Origin of the sequence: Sulfitobacter sp. UBA1132 (genome assembly GCF_002311545.1) — a bacterium.
GTDB lineage: Bacteria > Pseudomonadota > Alphaproteobacteria > Rhodobacterales > Rhodobacteraceae > Sulfitobacter > Sulfitobacter pontiacus.
This window is the reverse complement of the sequence record NZ_DCAN01000011.1, coordinates 150,844-170,121: the sequence shown is the minus strand read 5'-3', so window position 1 is coordinate 170,121 and position 19,278 is coordinate 150,844. Positions and strand designations below refer to the sequence as shown.

At 62.1% G+C, this 19,278-nt stretch carries 17 protein-coding genes and 1 tRNA gene; 5 read left to right on the top strand and 13 right to left on the bottom strand.

Annotation, left to right across the window (positions count from 1 at the left end; genetic code table 11):
• Nucleotides 1–6: 6 nt before the first annotated feature.
• From B4F27_RS08425 to B4F27_RS08405, 5 genes are all read right to left on the bottom strand, one after another.
• On the bottom strand, nucleotides 7–951 hold the full coding sequence (locus tag B4F27_RS08425) for an alpha/beta hydrolase (protein ID WP_286759422.1): 945 nt from the start codon (nucleotides 949–951) through the stop codon (nucleotides 7–9).
• The gene (locus tag B4F27_RS08420; RefSeq protein ID WP_286759421.1) at nucleotides 948–2,825 is read right to left on the bottom strand and encodes an acyl-CoA synthetase; all 1,878 of its coding nucleotides are present in this window, start codon (nucleotides 2,823–2,825) and stop codon (nucleotides 948–950) included. Before B4F27_RS08420 ends, B4F27_RS08425 begins: the two co-directional genes overlap by 4 nt.
• Before the next feature lie 218 nt (nucleotides 2,826–3,043).
• Nucleotides 3,044–3,475: a peptidoglycan-binding protein LysM gene (lysM, locus tag B4F27_RS08415; protein WP_197145941.1), complete on the bottom strand. Its 432-nt coding sequence runs from the start codon at nucleotides 3,473–3,475 to the stop codon at nucleotides 3,044–3,046.
• Nucleotides 3,476–3,541: 66 nt separating this feature from the next.
• Nucleotides 3,542–5,341, bottom strand: coding sequence for an ABC transporter transmembrane domain-containing protein (locus tag B4F27_RS08410; protein WP_074635483.1), 1,800 nt, complete (start codon nucleotides 5,339–5,341; stop codon nucleotides 3,542–3,544).
• Between the two features lie 137 nt (nucleotides 5,342–5,478).
• Nucleotides 5,479–5,552, bottom strand: a tRNA-Gly gene (locus B4F27_RS08405).
• Between the two features lie 155 nt (nucleotides 5,553–5,707).
• Between B4F27_RS08405 and B4F27_RS08400 the strand changes: the two genes are divergently transcribed.
• Nucleotides 5,708–7,222 (top strand): malonate--CoA ligase, encoded by a 1,515-nt coding sequence (locus tag B4F27_RS08400; protein ID WP_286759420.1) that lies wholly within the window; start codon nucleotides 5,708–5,710, stop codon nucleotides 7,220–7,222.
• On the opposite strand, the gene B4F27_RS08395 is transcribed toward B4F27_RS08400, so the two are convergent.
• From B4F27_RS08395 to B4F27_RS08375, 5 genes are all read right to left on the bottom strand, one after another.
• On the bottom strand, nucleotides 7,223–7,561 hold the full coding sequence (locus B4F27_RS08395; protein WP_286759419.1) for a hypothetical protein: 339 nt from the start codon (nucleotides 7,559–7,561) through the stop codon (nucleotides 7,223–7,225).
• 21 nt (nucleotides 7,562–7,582) lie between these two features.
• Entirely contained in the window at nucleotides 7,583–7,834 is a 252-nt protein-coding gene (locus B4F27_RS08390; RefSeq protein ID WP_286759418.1) for a hypothetical protein, read from the bottom strand.
• Nucleotides 7,831–10,071, bottom strand: coding sequence for a xanthine dehydrogenase family protein molybdopterin-binding subunit (locus B4F27_RS08385; protein ID WP_286759417.1), 2,241 nt, complete (start codon nucleotides 10,069–10,071; stop codon nucleotides 7,831–7,833). The genes B4F27_RS08390 and B4F27_RS08385 overlap by 4 nt, the downstream gene beginning before the upstream one ends.
• Nucleotide 10,072: 1 nt before the next feature.
• On the bottom strand, nucleotides 10,073–10,531 hold the full coding sequence (locus B4F27_RS08380; protein WP_260005144.1) for a (2Fe-2S)-binding protein: 459 nt from the start codon (nucleotides 10,529–10,531) through the stop codon (nucleotides 10,073–10,075).
• A gap of 176 nt (nucleotides 10,532–10,707) precedes the next feature.
• A complete protein-coding gene (locus tag B4F27_RS08375; RefSeq protein ID WP_286759605.1) occupies nucleotides 10,708–11,820 on the bottom strand; it encodes an S-(hydroxymethyl)glutathione dehydrogenase/class III alcohol dehydrogenase in 1,113 nt (370 codons plus the stop codon).
• 234 nt (nucleotides 11,821–12,054) lie between these two features.
• On the opposite strand from B4F27_RS08375, the gene pcaC reads away from it, so the two are divergent.
• The 4 genes from pcaC to B4F27_RS08355 are packed head-to-tail and all read left to right on the top strand — an operon-like array spanning nucleotide 12,055 to nucleotide 14,591.
• Nucleotides 12,055–12,435 carry a 4-carboxymuconolactone decarboxylase gene (pcaC, locus tag B4F27_RS08370; protein ID WP_039912245.1) on the top strand — a complete coding sequence of 127 codons (381 nt, stop codon included), beginning with the start codon at nucleotides 12,055–12,057 and terminating at the stop codon, nucleotides 12,433–12,435.
• Nucleotides 12,432–13,163, top strand: a complete 732-nt coding sequence (pcaH, locus tag B4F27_RS08365) for a protocatechuate 3,4-dioxygenase subunit beta (protein WP_286759416.1) — start codon at nucleotides 12,432–12,434, stop codon at nucleotides 13,161–13,163. Before pcaC ends, pcaH begins: the two co-directional genes overlap by 4 nt.
• On the top strand, nucleotides 13,163–13,768 hold the full coding sequence (gene pcaG, locus B4F27_RS08360; RefSeq protein WP_286759415.1) for a protocatechuate 3,4-dioxygenase subunit alpha: 606 nt from the start codon (nucleotides 13,163–13,165) through the stop codon (nucleotides 13,766–13,768). Before pcaH ends, pcaG begins: the two co-directional genes overlap by 1 nt.
• Entirely contained in the window at nucleotides 13,761–14,591 is an 831-nt protein-coding gene (locus tag B4F27_RS08355) for a 3-keto-5-aminohexanoate cleavage protein (protein ID WP_037963227.1), read from the top strand. The genes pcaG and B4F27_RS08355 overlap by 8 nt, the downstream gene beginning before the upstream one ends.
• Before the next feature lie 43 nt (nucleotides 14,592–14,634).
• Here the strand turns inward: B4F27_RS08355 and B4F27_RS08350 are convergent, their stop codons facing one another.
• From B4F27_RS08350 to B4F27_RS08340, 3 genes are read right to left on the bottom strand one after another with little or no spacing between them, the layout of a single operon-like run.
• Nucleotides 14,635–16,935 (bottom strand): sulfatase-like hydrolase/transferase, encoded by a 2,301-nt coding sequence (locus B4F27_RS08350; RefSeq protein WP_286759414.1) that lies wholly within the window; start codon nucleotides 16,933–16,935, stop codon nucleotides 14,635–14,637.
• A complete protein-coding gene (locus tag B4F27_RS08345; RefSeq protein WP_286759413.1) occupies nucleotides 16,932–17,741 on the bottom strand; it encodes a hypothetical protein in 810 nt (269 codons plus the stop codon). The genes B4F27_RS08350 and B4F27_RS08345 overlap by 4 nt, the downstream gene beginning before the upstream one ends.
• A complete protein-coding gene (locus B4F27_RS08340) occupies nucleotides 17,741–19,186 on the bottom strand; it encodes a hypothetical protein (RefSeq protein WP_286759412.1) in 1,446 nt (481 codons plus the stop codon). The genes B4F27_RS08345 and B4F27_RS08340 overlap by 1 nt, the downstream gene beginning before the upstream one ends.
• Nucleotides 19,187–19,278 lie beyond the last annotated feature (92 nt).

The window sequence follows — 19,278 nt, the reverse complement described above, 5'->3', positions numbered from 1 at the left end:
CGTTTCTTAGCCCGTGCTGATCGCAGGCCACTTCCCTGCCCCCACAGCGCCGATCGCCGCTGTCACTTGATCAAAGAACGCCGCCGCCTTGCGTGACATCACCCGCGCGCGCAGACAGCCGTGGACAAGTCCCGCGGCCTCGTGCCAATGGGCCTGTCCGCCTGCCCCGTTGATCGCGGCGGCATAGGCTTCCCCATCGCTCGACAGCGGGTCACAGGCGACCGTGAGGATCACCGTAGGCGGCAGGTCGGTAAAGTCGGTATCGTGCAGCGGGGCGTAGCGTGGATCGTCCACAGGCGGTGCCCCACCGGATCGCACCTGCTGGTAAAACTCCATATCCGCAACCGTCAGCTGCGGCGCGTTGGCGTGGGTGATATAGCTGCCCTTGCTGCGATCCCCGCCCAGTCCGGGATAGATCAGAACCTGACCCGCTATGCGCCCGTCATGAGATCCTCGCGCGGTATGGGCGACGGCGGCAGCAAGATTGCCGCCCGCACTGTCCCCCGCCAATACAACCCTGCCGTCATATGCGGCTGCAATCGCCTGAAACGCGGCCCATGCGTCGTTGAAGCAAGCGGGAAAGACGGCCTCGGGGGCGAGCGCGTAGTCGACAGAGATCACACGGTAGCCGGTCGCGGCGCAAATTTCGGCGCAGACATCATCGTGACTGTCGAGCCCGCCAACAACAAACCCGCCGCCGTGATAGTAGACGACCGTGATCGCGGATGTCTCGGCCTCGTAAACGCGACATGGGACGCCGCCGAAGGCCACGTCCCATGTGCGGACCCCATCAGGGTGGGGTTGGTGAAAAGCAGCGCACATCCGGTTATAGACAGCGCGCTGCTGGTCGATGGTTAATGACACCGCGTCCGGTGGATAGAAACTGTCCGAGCGGTCCATATAGGCCCAGATTTCCTCATCCAGTAGAACGCGGTAGTCGGGTTGGATCACGCGGCCTCCCAACCGAAGGTAAAGACGTCCAGCGACGCGCCGACATCAGCCTCGCTTGCGCCATTCATGGCGATTTGCGCAACCAGACCGCGTTTCTTGTCATCGGTGACAGAGGCAACACGCGCGGGCAGACCGGCGGCTTCCAACGTGTCGTCATAGACGCGCGTGATCGCGTTTTTGCGCAGGTCAGGCTTGAAGATCTTACCGACGGCGGTTTTTGGCAGCTCGCTCATGATGGTCATATGCTTGGGCTGCGCCGCGCGTTCCTGCACGTGCTCTTTGCAGAACTCCAGCAGTTCGGCTTCGGTGATCGACGCACCTGCGACCAGTTCGACAAAGGCGCAAGGCACTTCGCCCGCGTGGGCATCCGGCTGGCCGATGGCACCGGCAAAGGCGACCGCCTCGTGGCCCAGAAGCGCCTCTTCGATCTCGGCGGGGTCGATGTTGTGACCGCCACGTATGATCAGGTCTTTGGCGCGGCCCGTAATCCAGAGGTATTTGTCGCTGTCGATACGGCCCAGATCCCCTGTCCGCAGGTGCGTGCCCTGATAGTAGAGATCCTTGTTCTTATCGGCTTCGGTATAGGTATTGCCTGCATAGACGCCGGGGTTCGAGATACAGATCTCGCCGATCTCGTCGACCTCTGCCTCGACCAGCCCGTCGCTGGTGCTTTTGACGATCTTCACATCCGTATAGGGGAAGGTGATGCCGATGCTGCCTACTTTGCGCACGCCGTCCGTCGGGTTCGACGACACAAGGCAGGTTGCCTCTGTCAGGCCGTAGCCTTCGATCAGCGTGATGCCGGTGGCCTTTTCAAAGCGGCGGAACAGTTCCAGCGGCAAGGGTGCCGAGCCGGAGAAGGCGGTTTTCACGGTCGAGATATCAGCGTTGATCGGGCGCTGCATCTTGGCGGAAATCGCCGTAGGGACAGTGATGATGAAAGTGATTTTCCAGCGCTCGACCAGTTTCCAGAAATTGTCGAACACCCCGTCCCCGCGATAGCCCTGAGGCGTCGGGAAGACCACATGCGCACCGGATTTCACCGCGGCCATAAGGATCACGTGGCAGGCGAAAACGTGGAACAACGGCAGCGGACACATAATGTTGTCGTTTTCCGTATACAGCAGCGTGTGCCCAAGCCAGCCGTTGTAGACCATGCCGGAGTACTTGTGCTGCGCCACTTTCGGCATGCCCGTTGTCCCGCCGGTGTGGAAGTAGAAGGCGACGCGATCCTCTTGCGGATCGTCGAATGTCAGCTCGGCCGGTTGCTTGGCGATTTCGGAATTGAAGTTCTTGTAGGTCGCCTGATTGGTGACCTTCAACTTCGGACGGATCAGCGGCACGATCCACGACTTTGGTGCGGTCAGATAGCGGCACAGGTCCACTTCGAGCACGGTCGTGACATTCGGTGCCAGCTTGACCGCCTCGGCGGTTTTCTCGGCCACATCCGTCTTGGGGAAAGGCCGCAGGGTCACAACGACCTTGGCATTGGTTTCACGCAGGATCGATCCGATCTGCTCTGCCTCAAGCAGCGGGTTGATGGGGTTTGCGATCCCTGCGACCGCACCGCCCAGAAGCGTGATGACCGTCTCGTTACAGTTTGGCAGGACATAGGCGACCACATCGGTCGGCCCCACACCCAGCGACCGGAACAGATTGGCCGCACGGCCCACCTGCCCCCGCAGCTGCGACCAGCTTAGGGTTTCCGCGTGATCTTTCGGCCCAGAGAAAATCTGGTAGCTGATTGCGTCGTGGCTTGGAAACTTTCCGGCGGTTTCGCTCAACATGCTCCAAAGTGTTTTGGGCACGTCGCGGTCAGCCCACGGCATTTCTGCTTCGATTGCGTTACGGTCTTCTACACCGGCAAATGACATTATTTTCCTCCCTTAGTGGTGCGGTTTGCCCGCATCCCGTTATTCCCTGTTGTCAAAGATGATTGCTAATTCCAGCTTTCGCAAGCATTTGCAGGCGCTCAAACGCTGCGTTCAAGCCCACTGACCCAACGGAAGGCTCGAAAAAGAGCGGCAGACGCCGCCTGCCGCTCTCTTTTATGGGGTAAAAGCGCGTGGCACACCCCCTATGTGTGGTGCGATTACTTGGCAGGAATACGCAGCATCTGACCGGGATAGATTTTATCAGGGTGGGTCAGCATGGGTTTATTCGCTTCAAAGATTTCTTCATAGCGCGCGCCATTGCCAAGGGTCTTGGCCGCGATGGCCCAAAGCGTGTCGCCCTTTTCAACGGTGTGGAAGGTGCCGTCCCCCTCGCCGCCGTCCATGTCTTCTTCGACCTCGGCAACGCCTTCGACGTTCCCCACGGCCAGAATGACCTTTTCTTTCATCTCTTGGCTCGCCGCCTTGCCCGAAACCTTGACCTTGTCGCCTTCGACAGAAATATCGAGCCCTTCGGCATCAAGCCCTAGGTCTTTCAATTCATCCTGAAGCGCGGCTCCGGTGACTTCGGTATCATCACCGCCGCCAAATACTTTTTTGCCGGCGTCTTTTACGAAACTCCACAAACCCATGTTGTTCTCCTTCTGGATCCATTCGGGTGTGATTGTTTCCATTTAACCGTGAAATTCACAAGGTTTTTATACGTCCGCGCGCCCATCGGTGAATTGCAGCCGCGCCAGGCGCGCATAAAGCCCCCCCTTGGTGACCAGCTCGTCATGGGTGCCCATATCGACGATCCGCCCTGCTTCCAGCACGACAATGCGGTCGGCCTTTTTCACCGTCGCCAAACGGTGCGCGACGATCAGGGTGGTGCGATCCGCGCTCAACCGATCCACGGCGGCCTGCACCGCGCGTTCGCTTTCCGCGTCCAAGGCGCTGGTGGCTTCGTCCAGCAGCAGCACCGGCGCGTCGCGCAGGATGGCGCGGGCGATGGCGATACGCTGCTTTTGCCCGCCCGACAGCATCACCCCGCGTTCGCCCAGATAGCTGTCGTAGCCGTCGGGCAATGCGCTGATGAACCCGTGGGCGGCGGCGGCCTCGGCCGCGGCGTCAATCTCGGCGTCTGTGGCGTCGGGGCGGCCAAAGCGGATGTTCTCGCGGGCAGAGGCGGCGAAGATCACCGGGTCTTGCGGCACCAAGGCGACCGACCGGCGGAAGGCCGCACGCGAAACATCGCGCAGATCGACCCCGTCAAGGGTGATCCGCCCGGAGGCAGGATCATAGAACCGCAGAATCAACTGGATGATCGTGGTTTTGCCTGCACCCGAGGGCCCGACGAACGCGACCGTTTCACCGGGGTTAATCGACAGGTTGACCCCGTCCAGTGCCTGCACATCAGGGCGCGCAGGGTATCTGAAATGCACGTCCTCAAAGCCAATCCGACCGGCGACAGGGCTGGGCAAGGCGATGGCCGCAGCGGGGTCTTGCACGGTGTCTTCGGTCCGCAACAGCTCTACCAGACGTTCGGTGGCACCGGCGGCGCGTTGAAGTTCACCCCAGATCTCGGACAGCGCCGCGACCCCGCCTGCCACCATCACGGCATAGATCACGAATTGCACCAAGGCACCGGGGGTCATCTGGTCGGCACGCACATCCCGCGCGCCCATCCACAAAACGCCCACGACGCCGGCAAATACCAGAAAGATCACAATAATCGTCATCAGCGCGCGGGTCTTGATCCGACGCTGCGCCGCATCATAGGACGCTTCGGTCATCTGCGCGAATTGCGACTGGCTGGCGGCCTCGTTGGTAAAGGCCTGAACGGTCTGCACCGCGCCCAAACTCTCGGACGCATTGCCCGAGCTGGCCGCGATCCAGTCCTGATTTTCACGGCTCAGCACCCGCAAGCGCCGCCCCAGAACAAGGATCGGCACAATCACCGCCGGTACGATCAACAACACCATCGCCGTCAGCTTGGCCGAGGTGAACAACATCAGCACCAACCCACCGGTCACGATCAGCATATTGCGCAGCGCGATGGAGACGGACGACCCGATCACCGACAGGATCAGCGTGGTGTCCGTGGTGATCCGGCTCAGCACCTCGCCGGTCATCAGGTTCTCGTAGAACGCCGGGCTCATCGAGATCACGCGATCGAACACTGCCTTGCGGATATCGGCAACGACCCGTTCGCCAAAACGCGTCACCAGCGCATAGCGCAGCCCCGTGCCTACAGCCAGAAGTGCCGCGATGATCAGGGCGGCAACGAAGTACTGGTCCAGCAGTTCGGCCTCGCCGGTGCCGAAGTTATCGATCACGCGGCGCACGGCCAGCGGCAGTGTCAAAGAGATCATCGCCGTGAGCACCAGCGCCAGAATGGCCGCGATCATCAGCCCGCGATAGGGTGCAAGAAACGGCAGCAGCGCGCGCAGGGCCCCCAACTCACGCGATTTTTCGCGTTCTTCTGTGCCGGGGCCGGGCGTCGGGGTACGTGCCATGAGATATCCTTTGGAGTGCTGCCGTGTCATCGCCCGCACATCGCGCGGGGTCAAGGGCTGCACCCCTAAGGCGCTTGCGACAAAAGCGCATTGATCCAGCGCAAATAGCCAAAATCAAAAGGATGTCGGGAAAGGAGTGGAGCGGGCGGCGGGAATCGAACCCGCGTCTTCTGCGTGGAAGGCAGAGGTCTTACCATTACACAACGCCCGCGCTACGGGAGGAGGGGTAAGTCATACGCTGCGGGTCGTCAAGGCCGTCTGCACGCGCGAAATGCAGCAAAGATCAAAATGCGCCATTTCCCGCCCTTTACCTGGCCCTGCCGATGGCGCAAATTCCGCGCTACCAAAGGTCAGAAGGAGACGACGATGCCCAACCCGCTTTACGACGCTTTATTCGGTCGCCACATCGGGCAAAACACGCCGTTCCTGATCCTGCCGGACGGGCGCACCATCACCCATGACCAATTCATCCGCTCTGCCGCGCGCTATGCCAATGCGTTTTCGGACAAGGGGCTGACAGCGGGCGACCGTGTCGCGGTGCAGGTCGGCAAATCGCCGGATGCGCTGGCGCTTTATGCCGCTTGCGTACAGGCAGGGCTGGTGTTCTTGCCGCTCAACCCCGGCTACACCGCGTCCGAGGTGGATTATTTCGTCGGCAACTCGGGCGCGCGTCTGCTGGTTTGCGATCCTGCCGATGTTCCCGAACTCACGCCGGTCGCTGCCGCCGCCGGTGCTGCGGTAGAGACGATGGACAACACCGGCCGCGGCACGCTGCGCGATCTGGCGGCCACCCTGCCCGACACATTCGATACCGTCGACCGAGCGGCCGAGGATCTGGCCGCCTTCCTCTATACCTCGGGCACCACGGGCCGATCAAAAGGCGCGATGCTGAGCCAGCGCAACCTGCTGAGCAACGCCGAAACGCTGGTTGATGTCTGGCAATTCACCAAAGCCGATGTGCTGCTCCATGCGCTGCCGATTTTCCACACACACGGGCTGTTCGTGGCGACCAATATCATGCTGCTCAGCGGTGGCGCGATGGTGTTCCTGCCCAAGCTCGATATCGATCAGCTGATCCGTTTCATGCCGCAGGCCACCGCGTTGATGGGCGTGCCGACCTTCTACACCCGTTTGCTGGGCTCTGATGACTTCACCGCCGGATTGACGGCGCATATGCGTCTGTTCATCTCGGGCTCTGCCCCCTTGCTGGCCGAGACGCACAAGCAGTTCGAGGAACGCACAGGCCACCGTATACTGGAACGCTACGGGATGACGGAAACCAATATGAACACGTCGAACCCCTATGACGGGCCGCGGCGCGGCGGTACTGTCGGCACGCCCCTGCCGGGGGTCGAGCTCAAGATTTGCGACCCCGATACCGGCGAAACCCTACCACAGGGAGAGATCGGCGTCGTCGAGGTCCGCGGGCCGAATGTTTTCCAAGGCTATTGGCAGATGCCCGAAAAAACCGCCGCTGAACTGCGCGCGGACGGATTCTTTATCACCGGCGATCTGGGGCTGATTGACGAAGACGGCTATGTGCAGATCGTCGGGCGCGGCAAGGATCTGATCATATCCGGCGGCTATAACATCTATCCCAAAGAGGTCGAACAGGTGCTGGACGATCAACCCGGCGTGCTGGAAAGCGCCGTGATCGGCGTGGCTCATGGGGATCTGGGCGAGGCACCGGTTGGTGTGCTGGTCGCCGATGGCAGCCGAGATCTGGACCTCGAGGCGTTGTCGCAGACCGTCGCGCAATCGCTGGCGCGGTTCAAATGTCCGCGCAAGCTGGTGGTGGTTGATGCCCTGCCCCGCAATACGATGGGCAAGGTGCAAAAGAACCTGCTGCGCGAAACCTATGCGGATCTGTTCAAGGGCTGACTAGGGGTGCGGATCGCCCGCACAGGGCGTGCCGCCTGCCACCCAGATCGCCAGCGCCTCCTGCATCTCGGGGAGGCTACCGGGGGCCGCCGCGCGCCCTGCGCCGGGGTCAAATCCCCATGCAACAAAGGCCGACGTTCGCAGGTGATCGGACAGGTCTTCGGGCGTAAAGGCCCCGTTGCTGTCGGGGTCGCGCAGTTGCACACATATCTCGGCGCTCGTCTTGCCTTTCCACGCCATCTCAATCGGGGGAAGCCGCCATGCGTCCGCAATCATCGGCGGCGCGTGCGGGACGTTGTTTTCCGACGCGGCGCTGATGTGGCAGGTACGGCAAGGCATCGTCTCGGCCCCGATGCGGCTTTAATCGGCAAGGATGTTCATGCCGTGCACGGGCGCTTGGTCGGCTGCCTCCTCGTGGCCCAACCCCTCCCAGAGCGGCACGCCAGCAGGGCCCACGTGGCAATTGGTACAGCGCGGATGCGAAACGACCGTGTGGATATCATCCCACGCCGCCAGCGCCGCCGCGCGATCAGGTGCTTCTTGCGCAAAAGCACCGCCCGCGCAGACCAGCGCAGTGATCCCGCCGGTGATCCCCCCGCGAAGGGAGATCATACAAAATCGATCGACTTGGACAGCGGCAGTTCGCGGATACGCTGCCCCGTCGCGGCAAAGATCGCATTGGCCAAAGCAGGTGCTGCGGGGGGGACGGCGGGTTCACCGATGCCCCTGATCTTGTCGCCATTCTCAAGCCCGCGCACCATGATCAAAGGCGTCTGGTGCAGGCGCATCCCCTCAAAGGCGTGGTAGTTATCCTGCTCTGCCACGCCGTCGCGGTAGGTCAGCTCGCAGTTCATCGCGTGGCCCAGGCCAAAGATCACACCGCCTTGCAGCTGCGCCTCAAAGTTCACGGGGTCCAGCACGCGGCCCACATCGGCGGCGACGAACACCTTGTCGATACGGATGCCGTCGGGGGTGTTGGTGACCTCGACCACCTCGGCCACGGGCACGCCAAAGGCCAGCGTAAACGCCAGCCCCCGCCCGCGGTTCGGCCCCAGATCGCTGCCCCATTCCGACATCTCGCCCACGGCCTCCAGCACCTTGCGCGATGCGTCGTGCCAACACAGGCGCAGCCGCTCTTGCAACGGGTCGACCCCCGCGGCGTGGCACATCTCGTCCATGAAGCTTTCGTGCATGAACCCGTTGCCCGACGCCCCGACCGACCGCCAAGAGCTGATGGGCACCATCGCTGGCGTGCGGTAGCCGGTGACGCGGTAGTTGGGGATCTGGAACGGCTGGTCCCACGCCCCCGCGACAATCGCCACATCAGGGCCGAAGGCGGGCTGGTTCAACCTTGCGAGCGAGGATTCAGCGACCGAGGGGGCGGCGATCGACAGATCAAACGCTGCGATACCGGCATCCGCCACAGCACCGCGCCCGCGCGCAATGGCCAGCGGGCGGGGGAAATCATGGGTGAAGTCTTCCTCGCGCCGCCAGATCATCTTGATCGGCGTGTCAGGCATCTGCATCGCGATCTCGACCGCTTGGGCGATATAATCATCCTCAAGGCGCCGGCCAAAGCTGCCACCGGACATCAGCACATGCACGTGGATGTCATCACCGTCCAACCCTGTCAGCCGCGCCATATTCGCCTTGACGAAACGGGGGATTTGCGTGCCGGTCCAGATATCCAGCCGCCCCTCGGTCAGCTTGACCACGACGCTCATCGGTTCCATCGGGGCGTGGGCCAGATAGGGGATGCGGTATTCCGCCTCGACGACCGAGGCATCTTGCAACGCCTCTTCTACATCGCCTTCATCCTTGAACCGGCTGTCGCGGTGATCGTCGGTGAAAGAGGCCGCCACAGCGGCAAACTGGTCAGCGCTGTCACCGATATAGGGCGAAGGGCCCCAGTCACATTCAACCGCCTGCGCCGCCTGAAACGCGCGCCATGTGTTATCCGCCACCACAGCGATGCCGCCGGTGATGGGCAAGACCGCGCTGACCCCGCGCATCTGGCGTGCGGCCTCGGCGTCAAACCCGTTCAGCCCGCCGCCAATCGCCGGATTGGTGCGGGTCGTGGCGATCACCATACCGTCCATCTGCATGTCGATGCCGTAGATCTGCCGACCGGTGGATTTCGCCACGATATCGGTCCGCTTCTGCGGCTTGGTCAGATAGCGCCATTCCGACGGATCACGCAGGGTGACATCCTGTACCGGCTCGATCTCGGCGGCGATGCTGGCAAGGTCGATGTATTCGATCTTCAACCCATCGGGCAGCACGATGCAGCCGTTCTCTGTCCCCAGTTGGTCGCGCGGCAGGCCGGTCTGCTTCATCGCGGCCTTGATCAGCGTCTCGCGTGCGACGGCACCGGCCATGCGCAGGCGGTCATACATATCAGGCACGGTGGACGAGCCGCCGGTGATATGCAGCCCCATCAGCTTGCCCATGACATCGACCGCACCGCGCCCGCCGCGTGCCAGCATCGTGTCAGAGGTCGCGGCAATCGGCAGCGCCTCTGCCCCGACAACGCCGTTGTAATAAATCGCATCCGCCGGACCGGGCGACAGCTTGGCGCTGCGTGGGTCAATGTCGAGCTCTTCGGCGATCATATGCGCCTGCATCGACCACGCGCCCTGCCCCACATCCGCGCGCGGCGTGATCAGCGTGATCCCTTGAGCGTCGATCTTGACGTAGGGGGTGATCGCGGTTTCGCCGGGTTTCAACCCGTCGAGCAGCGGGTTCTCCCCCTCGCGTTTGTAAAGATAGGTGCCAAACACGACGCCGCCTGCAACAGCGGCAGAGCCGATCAGGAAGCTGCGGCGGGCAATTGTTTTCACACGTCCCATATCACACCGCCTTGAGCTTGATCGCGGCGGATTTCACCGCCTCGCGGATACGGGGATAGGTGCCGCAACGACACAGGTTCCCGCTCATCGCGGCGTCAATCTGGTCATCCGTAGGGGTCGGGTTCAGCTCAAGAAAAGAGGCCGCCTGCATGATCTGCCCCGATTGGCAGTAGCCGCATTGCGCGACCTGCAGGTCGATCCAGGCCTCCTGCACCGCATGGCGCGCCGCCGGAGAGCCCAACCCTTCGATGGTGGTAATCTCGCCCTCGACATCGCCCGCGGCCAACTGGCACGACCGGACCGCGATCCCGTCCATATGCACGGTGCAGGCCCCGCATTGCGCGATCCCGCAGCCGTATTTCGGGCCGGTGATCCCCAGAACGTCGCGCAAGACCCAGAGCATGGGCATGTCTTCCTCGACGTCCACATCATGGGTCACGCCATTTACTGTAAGTTTCATGCCTTGTCTCCCGACGTTCACTCTATAAATACCAGCGGGATCGGGGTGGTAAACCCAATCTATCCCGCATCCCTTCGTGCCCTCACGTCAAAACATCGTGTCACGAGGGGTTTCAGAAAACATAAAACGCCGCCCCCGTGAGGACGGCGTTTGTCGCAAGTTTTACGAATTCGCGCCTAGAATTCAACGACGGCGCGAATGGATTCACCCTTGTGCATCAGCTCGAACCCTTCGTTGATCTGGTCCAGCGTCAGCTTGTGGGTGATCATCGGGTCGATTTCGATCTTGCCGTTCATGTACCAATCCACGATCATGGGCACATCGGTGCGGCCCTTGGCCCCGCCGAATGCCGTGCCTTTCCAGACGCGGCCCGTGACCAGCTGGAACGGACGGGTCGAGATTTCGGCCCCCGCCGGTGCGACGCCGATAATGATCGACTCCCCCCAGCCTTTATGCGCGGCTTCAAGCGCCTGCCGCATGACCTTGGTATTGCCTGTGGCATCAAAGGTGTAATCCGCGCCGCCTTTGGTCAGCTCGACCAGATGCGCGACCATATCGCCCTCGACCTTGGTGGGATTCACAAAGTCGGTCATGCCGAAGTAGCGGCCTGTCTCTTCCTTGTCGTCGTTCAGATCGACGCCGACGATCTGGTCGGCCCCCGCCATGCGCAGGCCCTGAATGACGTTCAGCCCGATGCCGCCCAGGCCAAAGACCACGCAGCGCGCGCCGATCTCCACCTTGGCGGTGTTGATCACCGCGCCGATGCCCGTGGTCACACCGCAGCCGATATAGCAGATCTTGTCAAAGGGCGCGTCCTTGCGGACCTTGGCAAGGGCGATCTCAGGGATGACCGTGTGATTGGCGAAGGTCGAACAGCCCATGTAGTGGTGGATCGGCGTGCCATCCATCATCGAGAACCGCGTGGTGCCATCGGGCAGCAGCCCCTGGCCTTGGGTCACGCGGATCGCCTGACAGAGGTTGGTTTTACCCGATAGGCAATATTCACACTCGCGGCATTCGGGCGTGTAAAGCGGGATCACGTGATCGCCGACCTCGAGCGTGGTGACGCCCTCGCCGACTTCAAGCACGACGCCTGCGCCCTCGTGGCCCAGAATGGCCGGGAAAATCCCTTCGGGGTCGTCGCCCGAACGGGTGAATTCATCGGTGTGGCACAGGCCGGTGGCCTTGATTTCGATCAGGACTTCACCCCGCTTGGGGCCTTCGAGATTTACGTCCATCACTTCAAGCGGTTGCCCTGCGGCAACGGCGACGGCGGCGCGTGTTTTCATCATAAGAAGCGTCCTTTTGCTGTTTCGGCCAAAAGGACGAAAAAGCGCTGCGATGTCAAGGTCAGGGGGAGGCCGGACAGGCATAAGGGGGCGCTGCCCCCGGCACCGCTTTGCGGCCCCTCCCCCGGGATTTTCATCCATTTGGAAGGGCGGATATGCGTTTGCGCGCCGCGTGTTTTTCCTGTCCAATCGGCAGCGCGACAATGAACACCCACCGTGACCGAGGAGAAGAACATGGCCGACCGAACCGAGATCGGTATGACCACCCGCCGCGCCGTTTTGGGCGATGCCCATGTGGACCGCGCCGAAGCCGCCAAGACCGAGCTGGACGCGCCGTTCCAAAGTCTGATCACCGAAGCGGCCTGGGGCACTGTCTGGGCCAGCGACAAGATCAGCCGCCGCGAACGATCCATGCTAACGCTGGCACTGCTGGCGGCGACCGGCAATTTCGAGGAAATCCCCATGCACATCCGCGCCACCGCCAATACCGGTGCCAGCAAATCCGATGTGATCGAGGCGTTCCAGCATGTTGCCATTTACGCGGGGGTGCCAAAGGCGAACCATGCGCTTAAACTCGCCAAACAGACCTATCAGGAAATGGAAGCCGTCGAATGACCGATCAGAACGGAGCGTTCTTTCACCGTAACCGTAGCTGGCACCCGCCCGCGCTGGCACCGGCCTATAAGACATCGGTGGTGCGGTCGCCGCAAAAGGCGCTGATCTCGATGAATACCACGCTGAGCGAGCAGACCGGCCCGGTCTTTGGCCACAATATGCTGGGGGCGCTAGATAATGACCTGATCCTCAATTACGCCGCCCAAGGCGAGATGGCGATTGGCCAGCGGATCATCGTGCATGGTCGTGTGCTCGACCAGAACGGGCGCGGTGTGCCTGGTGTGTTGCTCGAATTCTGGCAAGCCAATGCGGGCGGGCGCTATCGCCACAAGAAAGAGGGCTATCTTGCCCCGCTCGACCCCAATTTTGGTGGGTGTGGCCGCACGGTGACCGATGAGAACGGCGGCTATAGCCTGCGCACGGTCAAACCGGGTGCCTACCCCTGGCCCAATGGGGTGAATGACTGGCGCCCTGCACATATCCACTTTTCCGTTTTCGGACAGGGCTTTGCGCAGCGCTTGATCACGCAGATGTATTTTGAGGGTGACCCGCTGATCTGGAAATGCCCCATCGTACAGACGATCCCGTCGCGCGCCGCGGTAGAGCAGTTGATCGCGCCGTTGGACATGGACAATACCGTGCCTATGGATGCGCGGGCCTATAAATTCGACATCGTGCTCAGGGGCCGCCGGTCCACCATGTTTGAAAACCGGATGGAGGGGAACTGATGCAAGAGCTGACCCAGTTGAAAGAAAGCCCGTCGCAGACCGCAGGGCCCTATGTGCATATCGGCTGCGTGCCGAATTTTTGCGACATCACCGGCGTCTACCCCGAGGATCTGGGCGCGCATATGGTCAATGCCGAGACCAAAGGCGAACGGATCACGGTGAAGGGCACGATCTATGACGGCACCGGCACGCCGCTGAAAGACGCGCTGGTCGAGATCTGGCAGGCCGATGCGGCGGGGCTCTATCCGGGCAACGACCCCCGTGGTGCCGCCGATCCGAACTTTACCGGATGGGGCCGCCAGGCGGGCGATTATGACACCGGCGAATGGCAGTTCGACACCATCCGCCCCGGTGCCGTGCCCTTTCCCGACGGGCGTATGATGGCCCCGCATATCAGCTTGTGGATCGTCGCGCGCGGGATCAATATCGGCTTGAATACACGTATGTATTTCCCCGATGCCGATAACAGCGCCGACCCGCTGCTGACCCGTATCGAACATCAAAACCGCGTTGCGACCCTGATCGCGGAGAAAGAAGCCGATGGCGTCTATCGGTTTGATATTTATCTTCAGGGCGAGAAAGAAACAGTGTTCCTAGATGTCTGATCCATGCATTCTTTGCGTTGCCATCACCGGCAGCGTACCGACCAAAGCCGCCAACCCCGCCGTGCCCGTCACGATCACGGAGCAGATTGAAAGCACGCACGCAGCCTTTGAAGCCGGGGCGAGCATCTGCCACGCCCATGTGCGCAATGATGACGAGACGCCCTCCTCTGACCCAGAGAAATTCGCGCGGTTGAAAGAGGGGCTAGAGAAACACTGCCCCGGGATGATCATCCAGTTCTCGACCGGCGGGCGGTCAGGTGCGGGCAAGGCGCGCGGCGGCATGCTGTCGCTGCGGCCTGATATGGCCTCGCTGTCGGTGGGGTCGAACAACTTTCCCACACGGGTCTACGAGAACCCGCCGGATCTGGTGGATTGGCTGGCGTCCGAAATGCGCGCCCATGAGGTTGTGCCCGAGATCGAGGCCTTCGATCTGAGCCACATCCTGCAGGCGATCCAGCATCACAAGGACGGCAAGCTGTTCGGGCGGCTGTATGTGCAATTCGTCATGGGGGTGAAAAACGCCATGCCCGCGGATAAAGAGGTTTTTGACTTCTACGTCGCGCAGTTGAAGGCCCGCGCGCCCGAGGCCGCGTGGTGTGCCGCAGGGATTGGGCCGAACCAGATCGTCGTGAACGAATGGGCGATTGCAGCGGGCGGTCACACGCGGGCCGGCCTGGAAGACAACGTGCGTCTGGACCGTAACACGCTCGCCCCATCCAACGCGGCGCTGATCAAACGCGCGGCGGATCTATGCGAGAAATACGAACGCCCCGTGGCGACCTGGCAGCAGGCGCGCGATATTCTGGGGCTGCGCAGCGCCTAAGACATCCGCTGTCGCCCCGGGCTTTCGCCGGGCGACAGCGCTTTCATCGGCTTTGCTGGATTTGCGACTGTAATTGACTGGCGCTGACGGCGGCGTTGATCCGCACGACGGCGACGCCGAGCCTCAGTTCCGCACCACGGCCTTCGTCGATTATGATGGTCGGGGCGGCCGGCCAGTCGGATAGGTCGAGCGTATAGTCGTCCTCCCATCCGGTAAGTGTCGTCACGCCGCCATAGGCCACGTGGAAGGTCGCACGCCCCTTGCCGGGTTCAATCGTGTTATATCCGCTGCCGATATAGATCGTATCATCCCCGCCCGCGGATTTCACGCGATTACGGCCGGGGCCAGTGTGGATTTCGGACCCGCCTTCGCCGTCGGAAATATCATCATTGCCCGGCCCGCCGTAGATCTTGCTGCGCCCTGCCCCGCCACGGATCACGTCGTTGCCCGCGCCCCCGTCGAGGATGTCGCGCCCATTGCCGCCGATCAGCGTGTCATTGCCCGCGCCGCCGTAGAACAGATGCACATCCTTGCCGCGCCCTGATTTGGCGATCAACATATCGTCGCCGGCACCGCCATAGAAGGTCGCGCCCGCGTATTTTGCACCGATCATCACATCGGCCCCGCGGCTTCCTTGGACATTCACCGCGACCCTTTCGGAGGTTTCGAAGTTCATCGGGGTATCGGGATGCGCCACAACCGCAATGGGCTTTCCCTTCGAGGGGTCTTGCTCTTCCCGGGCGACGACGGTGGCGATGCGGATATTCTCGATATAGGCGGGCATATGTAGCACATAGTCATCTGGCCCCGCCATATACCACAACGTGTCATTGCCGCCGTCTTCATCTTCCGAAATCTTTTCGGCATTGGCCCCATAGGCCCAATAATCATTATCCGCCGTGCCCCCCGCCAGCACCACAGAGCCGTCCAGCGCCATCATCGCATTGACCCCGCGCTGCGGGTTCTCGAACCCGCGCAGGTCAAGCCCGAGGTCGAGCGCATTATCCACCATAGTGCGGCGCAACACGTCGAGCGGGGCCGTTTCCACGATATTTGTCGTCTCGCCGGGGTCGGCGACCAGATCATAGATATGCTCTTCGCCGTTGGGGTAGCGGAAGTAGCGGTATTGGCTCAGATCGGGATCGGCGGCGCGCACCGATAGCGTGCCGAAAACGCTCGTCACCGGAGACTTGCTGTCGTCATACGATCCGAAACTGTCATCGATCAGCGGCAGCAGGCTTTGGCCCGACGTCCAGTCGGGTCGGTATGGCAGCCCTGCCAGGTCCATGATCGTCTTGGGCACATTATGCAGCGATACGGGCATCTCGACCACGCTGCCCTGCGTCATACCCGCGTGCCAGACCCCCAGCGGCACATGGGCGGCGCTGTCCCACTGGCTCATCTTGTGAAAACTGTCGTGGGTGCCAAGGTTGAACCCATTGTCTGACAGCAACAGGACGGTGGTATTTTGCGCCAGCTCCGAGCCGCGCAAGGCGTCCATGAAGCGGCCGATTTCCGCATCCACATGGCTGATGGCCGCGAAATAGGCGCGCACAACCTGTCGCCACGCATGATCGCCCGCCTTCTCCGGGGTCCAGGGACCGTTGGCGATATAGGCGGCCTCGTAAACGGCCATGCCCTCCTGCGGGCCAAAGTAATCTTCCGGCGCGGCAGAATTGGGCCAGACAATCTGGTCGGGATCATACTGCTGATAGAAGCGGTCGGGGCATTGCAAGTTGTAATGCGGGTGCTTGAAGCCCAGCTGGATCAGGTGCCGCCGCACAGGGTCGGCCCGATCCAGATAGTCGATTGCGTTCTGCGCCACCCTATTGTCGTAGAAGCGGTCATCCTGGCTGCCATCGTCATCGGGATGGTTCACGCCCGCGATCCCCGGCCCCTTGTCGAGGTATTTCTTGACCTTGGATCGCCGCCCCGCATCCTTTGCCTCAGGCTGTTCATGAAAGAGGATGCGCGCATATTCATGGGGCATGGGTTTGTAGTTGCTGTCGACCTTGCCCGTCGTGAACGTGCGGAACCCGTTGCGGCGCAAATCATATTGCCAGCCCGCCGTTGGCGGCAAGATATCGCGCCAAAACCGGTTGAGATCGACCAGCCCCGTGCGAAACGGTGACAACCCCGTCGCCAGTTCCGCCCGGCACGGCGCACAAAGCGGCACGGTGGCATAGGCATTGGAAAACCGCGTCCCCTCGGACATGAAGCGGTCGATATTGGGCGTGCTGATCTGCAGCCCGAAGGCCGTTCGCCACGTGAAAATATCGATCATGTCATCGATCCAGATGACACAGATATTGCCGCCAGCGGTGTCGGCTCTGGTAAAGCTCATGGGCGTTCCCCTATGTTTCGGGGCGCTTCGGCATAGCGGCAAGCGCGCGCGACCTGTTCAAGGGCGGCGGGCGTGCTGGCGCCATGATCAAGCCAGACCAGCACGTCATGCACCACCGATGTGCCCAGGGTCTTGAGGATTCCCTTGCGGTGGGACCGGCAGCCGATGAACAGATCGGCCACACCGTTCAACTCTGCTGCCAGTTCAGCGCTTGGTCGGGTGCTCTTCTGCGGGATTGGAAACACATCCCCGACCGGTGCGGCGGTCAGGTGCAACTGCCCTTGGTCAAAACCTGCCAGCACCCAATAGTCCTTACCCGGTGCGGGAATAGAGACCTCGACCATACCCGCATCATCCCGCCAGATCAGGCGGCCCTCGCTTTCGCTGAGAAACAGGTAGTTGTCGCTGGCGTCGGGGTTCACCGTCAGGAGGCTACGCGCCTCTGCGTCGGGCGAAGTGACGCGGATGGCAAGGCAGAAGCAGTCCTGCTCGACCAGTGCCGCATCAACGACAAAGCCGCAGTTCACCCCGCGCGTGAATGCCACCCCGCCGCCCTCCAGCAGTGTGCCATTGTCGTCGTTCGGATCGACAGGGCGCGCGGGCGAGCCAAGTCCGTTCTCGGCGGCCCATTGGGCAATCGCCTTTTGCGCAGTGAAGGTCATCGCAGGGGCATGGGCGTGATACCAGATCGCCTGCGCATCATTGGGGTGACAGGCGTCCACGACGCTGGCCTGCGCTGCGTCATCGCGCAACAAGGCACCTTCGGGCAGGTCGATATCGACATAAAGGGGCGTGAAATCTTCCATCAGTGCACCGGCAGCGCGGCTGGCAGCGCCCAACGGTGTAACATCTCTCCGGTTCGGCTGGCATAGCAGAACCCGTCGCGCAGCGCCCCTCGATTGGCGGGCATCCCGTCGTCGCTGGGTGCGGCCCCGATGGCGTAACACAGCGTCAGCCCCTCCCCCGTCGGAGGCTTGTCACAGGTGATCAGCAGATCGTTGGGGTCATTGGCATCAAGCTGCACGCTGGCAATCTTGGCACCGGCGTTATCCCCTTCAAGGCGGAAACCACAGGCATCACCGGCATTCAGCGGGTCGGCGGCATCCAGCACAAAGGGGCCCATCCCCTCCCCACGGCAACGGATCACGCGGGGGTTGTCGGGCTCACGCTCTGCCAGCAGAAGAACGGGGCAGCTCCACGGTTGGTCGCAGTTGCGCGCCTCGATCGCGCAGGCTTCCATCTCGGCCATCTGCAGCCGTGCGATATCTGTGGGCCGGCCAAATTCATCCAGCGCGAACATATAGCCCGGTGCCGCGTAGACGTGATCGTGCCCGCCCTTGTTCCATGCCAAATCCCACTGCGCGCGCAGCACGTCCGAGTCCGATACATCCCGCGTCCCTGCATCAAAGACAGCCGTAAATAGCGGCTTGCGCAGTCCGTGGTCGGCGAAGATATCCGTGATACGGCGCATCAGCGCGTGCATGGCGGCGCACCATTCGGGTCCGGTGCTCAGAACATCTTCGAGCGTGAAATCAAGCCCCACCGACAGGACCTTGGCCGGTTTACCCAATGCGCGCGCGGCGGCACAAAGGTTGGCGACAGTCTGGTGAAAGCTGGTAAAGGCGGCCCCGTCGATCAACGCGGTGATGCTGGCGCTGCTGTCGGTTTCGGTGCGCGCATAAAGCAGTGGCAGGGCCCGGTGCTCCGCGTGCCTGCGACGCAGAATTTCGTCGGCGATCAGGCTGTCGCGGGTCTGTTCGGTCAGGCGCTGCATCAGGTCAGAGGGTGCCAGCGTTTCTGTCCCCGCAGCCCCAGCGGGCCCCAGGTCATCACCGGTGGTCACCACATGGTAGGGGAAGGACAGTGTTTCATCTGCAGTCACCGCCCGCCGCGTGCCCCCGATTGCCAGAACACCAAAGACCGCACCCGACGTGTCGGCAATAATGTCAGGCGCGCTGGCGTCCGGGGCAGCGGTGATCTTGCGGCGGAATTGCCGCGTGCCTTGGGCACCGGGCAGGTTCGCGTCAAACACGTACCATTCCCCCTGCTCTCGAAGGTTCCACGCATCGACATCGCCCAACACAGCCGCATCGACGGGCAGCACCTGCGCTCCGGCAGGCAGGCGGCGGTGGATGTCGGCGATGACGCTGTCCGAGAGGTTCAGGCGCAGGCCCGTTTCGTCAAAGCCGATCACGTCGCCGTTCTTTGCCCGAAGAAGGACACCGCGTTTACTGGGGGCGTGGTCTGGCATTTGATACGTTCCTATTGGCGGGTCGGACGCCGTTTCGCGCCCCCTTCAGCATCGTTTATGTCACCATCCCCGAGGCGGCAAAAGCACCGCAG

Coding starts and splice junctions, on each gene's coding strand:
- B4F27_RS08420 (WP_286759421.1), bottom strand. CDS start 2,825: ATGTCATTTGCCGGTGTAGAAGACCGTAACGCAATCGAAGCAGAAATG.
- lysM (WP_197145941.1), bottom strand. CDS start 3,475: ATGGGTTTGTGGAGTTTCGTAAAAGACGCCGGCAAAAAAGTATTTGGC.
- B4F27_RS08410 (WP_074635483.1), bottom strand. CDS start 5,341: ATGGCACGTACCCCGACGCCCGGCCCCGGCACAGAAGAACGCGAAAAA.
- B4F27_RS08400 (WP_286759420.1), top strand. CDS start 5,708: ATGCCCAACCCGCTTTACGACGCTTTATTCGGTCGCCACATCGGGCAA.
- B4F27_RS08395 (WP_286759419.1), bottom strand. CDS start 7,561: ATGCCTTGCCGTACCTGCCACATCAGCGCCGCGTCGGAAAACAACGTC.
- B4F27_RS08390 (WP_286759418.1), bottom strand. CDS start 7,834: ATGATCTCCCTTCGCGGGGGGATCACCGGCGGGATCACTGCGCTGGTC.
- B4F27_RS08385 (WP_286759417.1), bottom strand. CDS start 10,071: ATGGGACGTGTGAAAACAATTGCCCGCCGCAGCTTCCTGATCGGCTCT.
- B4F27_RS08380 (WP_260005144.1), bottom strand. CDS start 10,531: ATGAAACTTACAGTAAATGGCGTGACCCATGATGTGGACGTCGAGGAA.
- B4F27_RS08375 (WP_286759605.1), bottom strand. CDS start 11,820: ATGAAAACACGCGCCGCCGTCGCCGTTGCCGCAGGGCAACCGCTTGAA.
- pcaC (WP_039912245.1), top strand. CDS start 12,055: ATGGCCGACCGAACCGAGATCGGTATGACCACCCGCCGCGCCGTTTTG.
- pcaH (WP_286759416.1), top strand. CDS start 12,432: ATGACCGATCAGAACGGAGCGTTCTTTCACCGTAACCGTAGCTGGCAC.
- pcaG (WP_286759415.1), top strand. CDS start 13,163: ATGCAAGAGCTGACCCAGTTGAAAGAAAGCCCGTCGCAGACCGCAGGG.
- B4F27_RS08355 (WP_037963227.1), top strand. CDS start 13,761: ATGTCTGATCCATGCATTCTTTGCGTTGCCATCACCGGCAGCGTACCG.
- B4F27_RS08350 (WP_286759414.1), bottom strand. CDS start 16,935: ATGAGCTTTACCAGAGCCGACACCGCTGGCGGCAATATCTGTGTCATC.
- B4F27_RS08345 (WP_286759413.1), bottom strand. CDS start 17,741: ATGGAAGATTTCACGCCCCTTTATGTCGATATCGACCTGCCCGAAGGT.
- B4F27_RS08340 (WP_286759412.1), bottom strand. CDS start 19,186: ATGCCAGACCACGCCCCCAGTAAACGCGGTGTCCTTCTTCGGGCAAAG.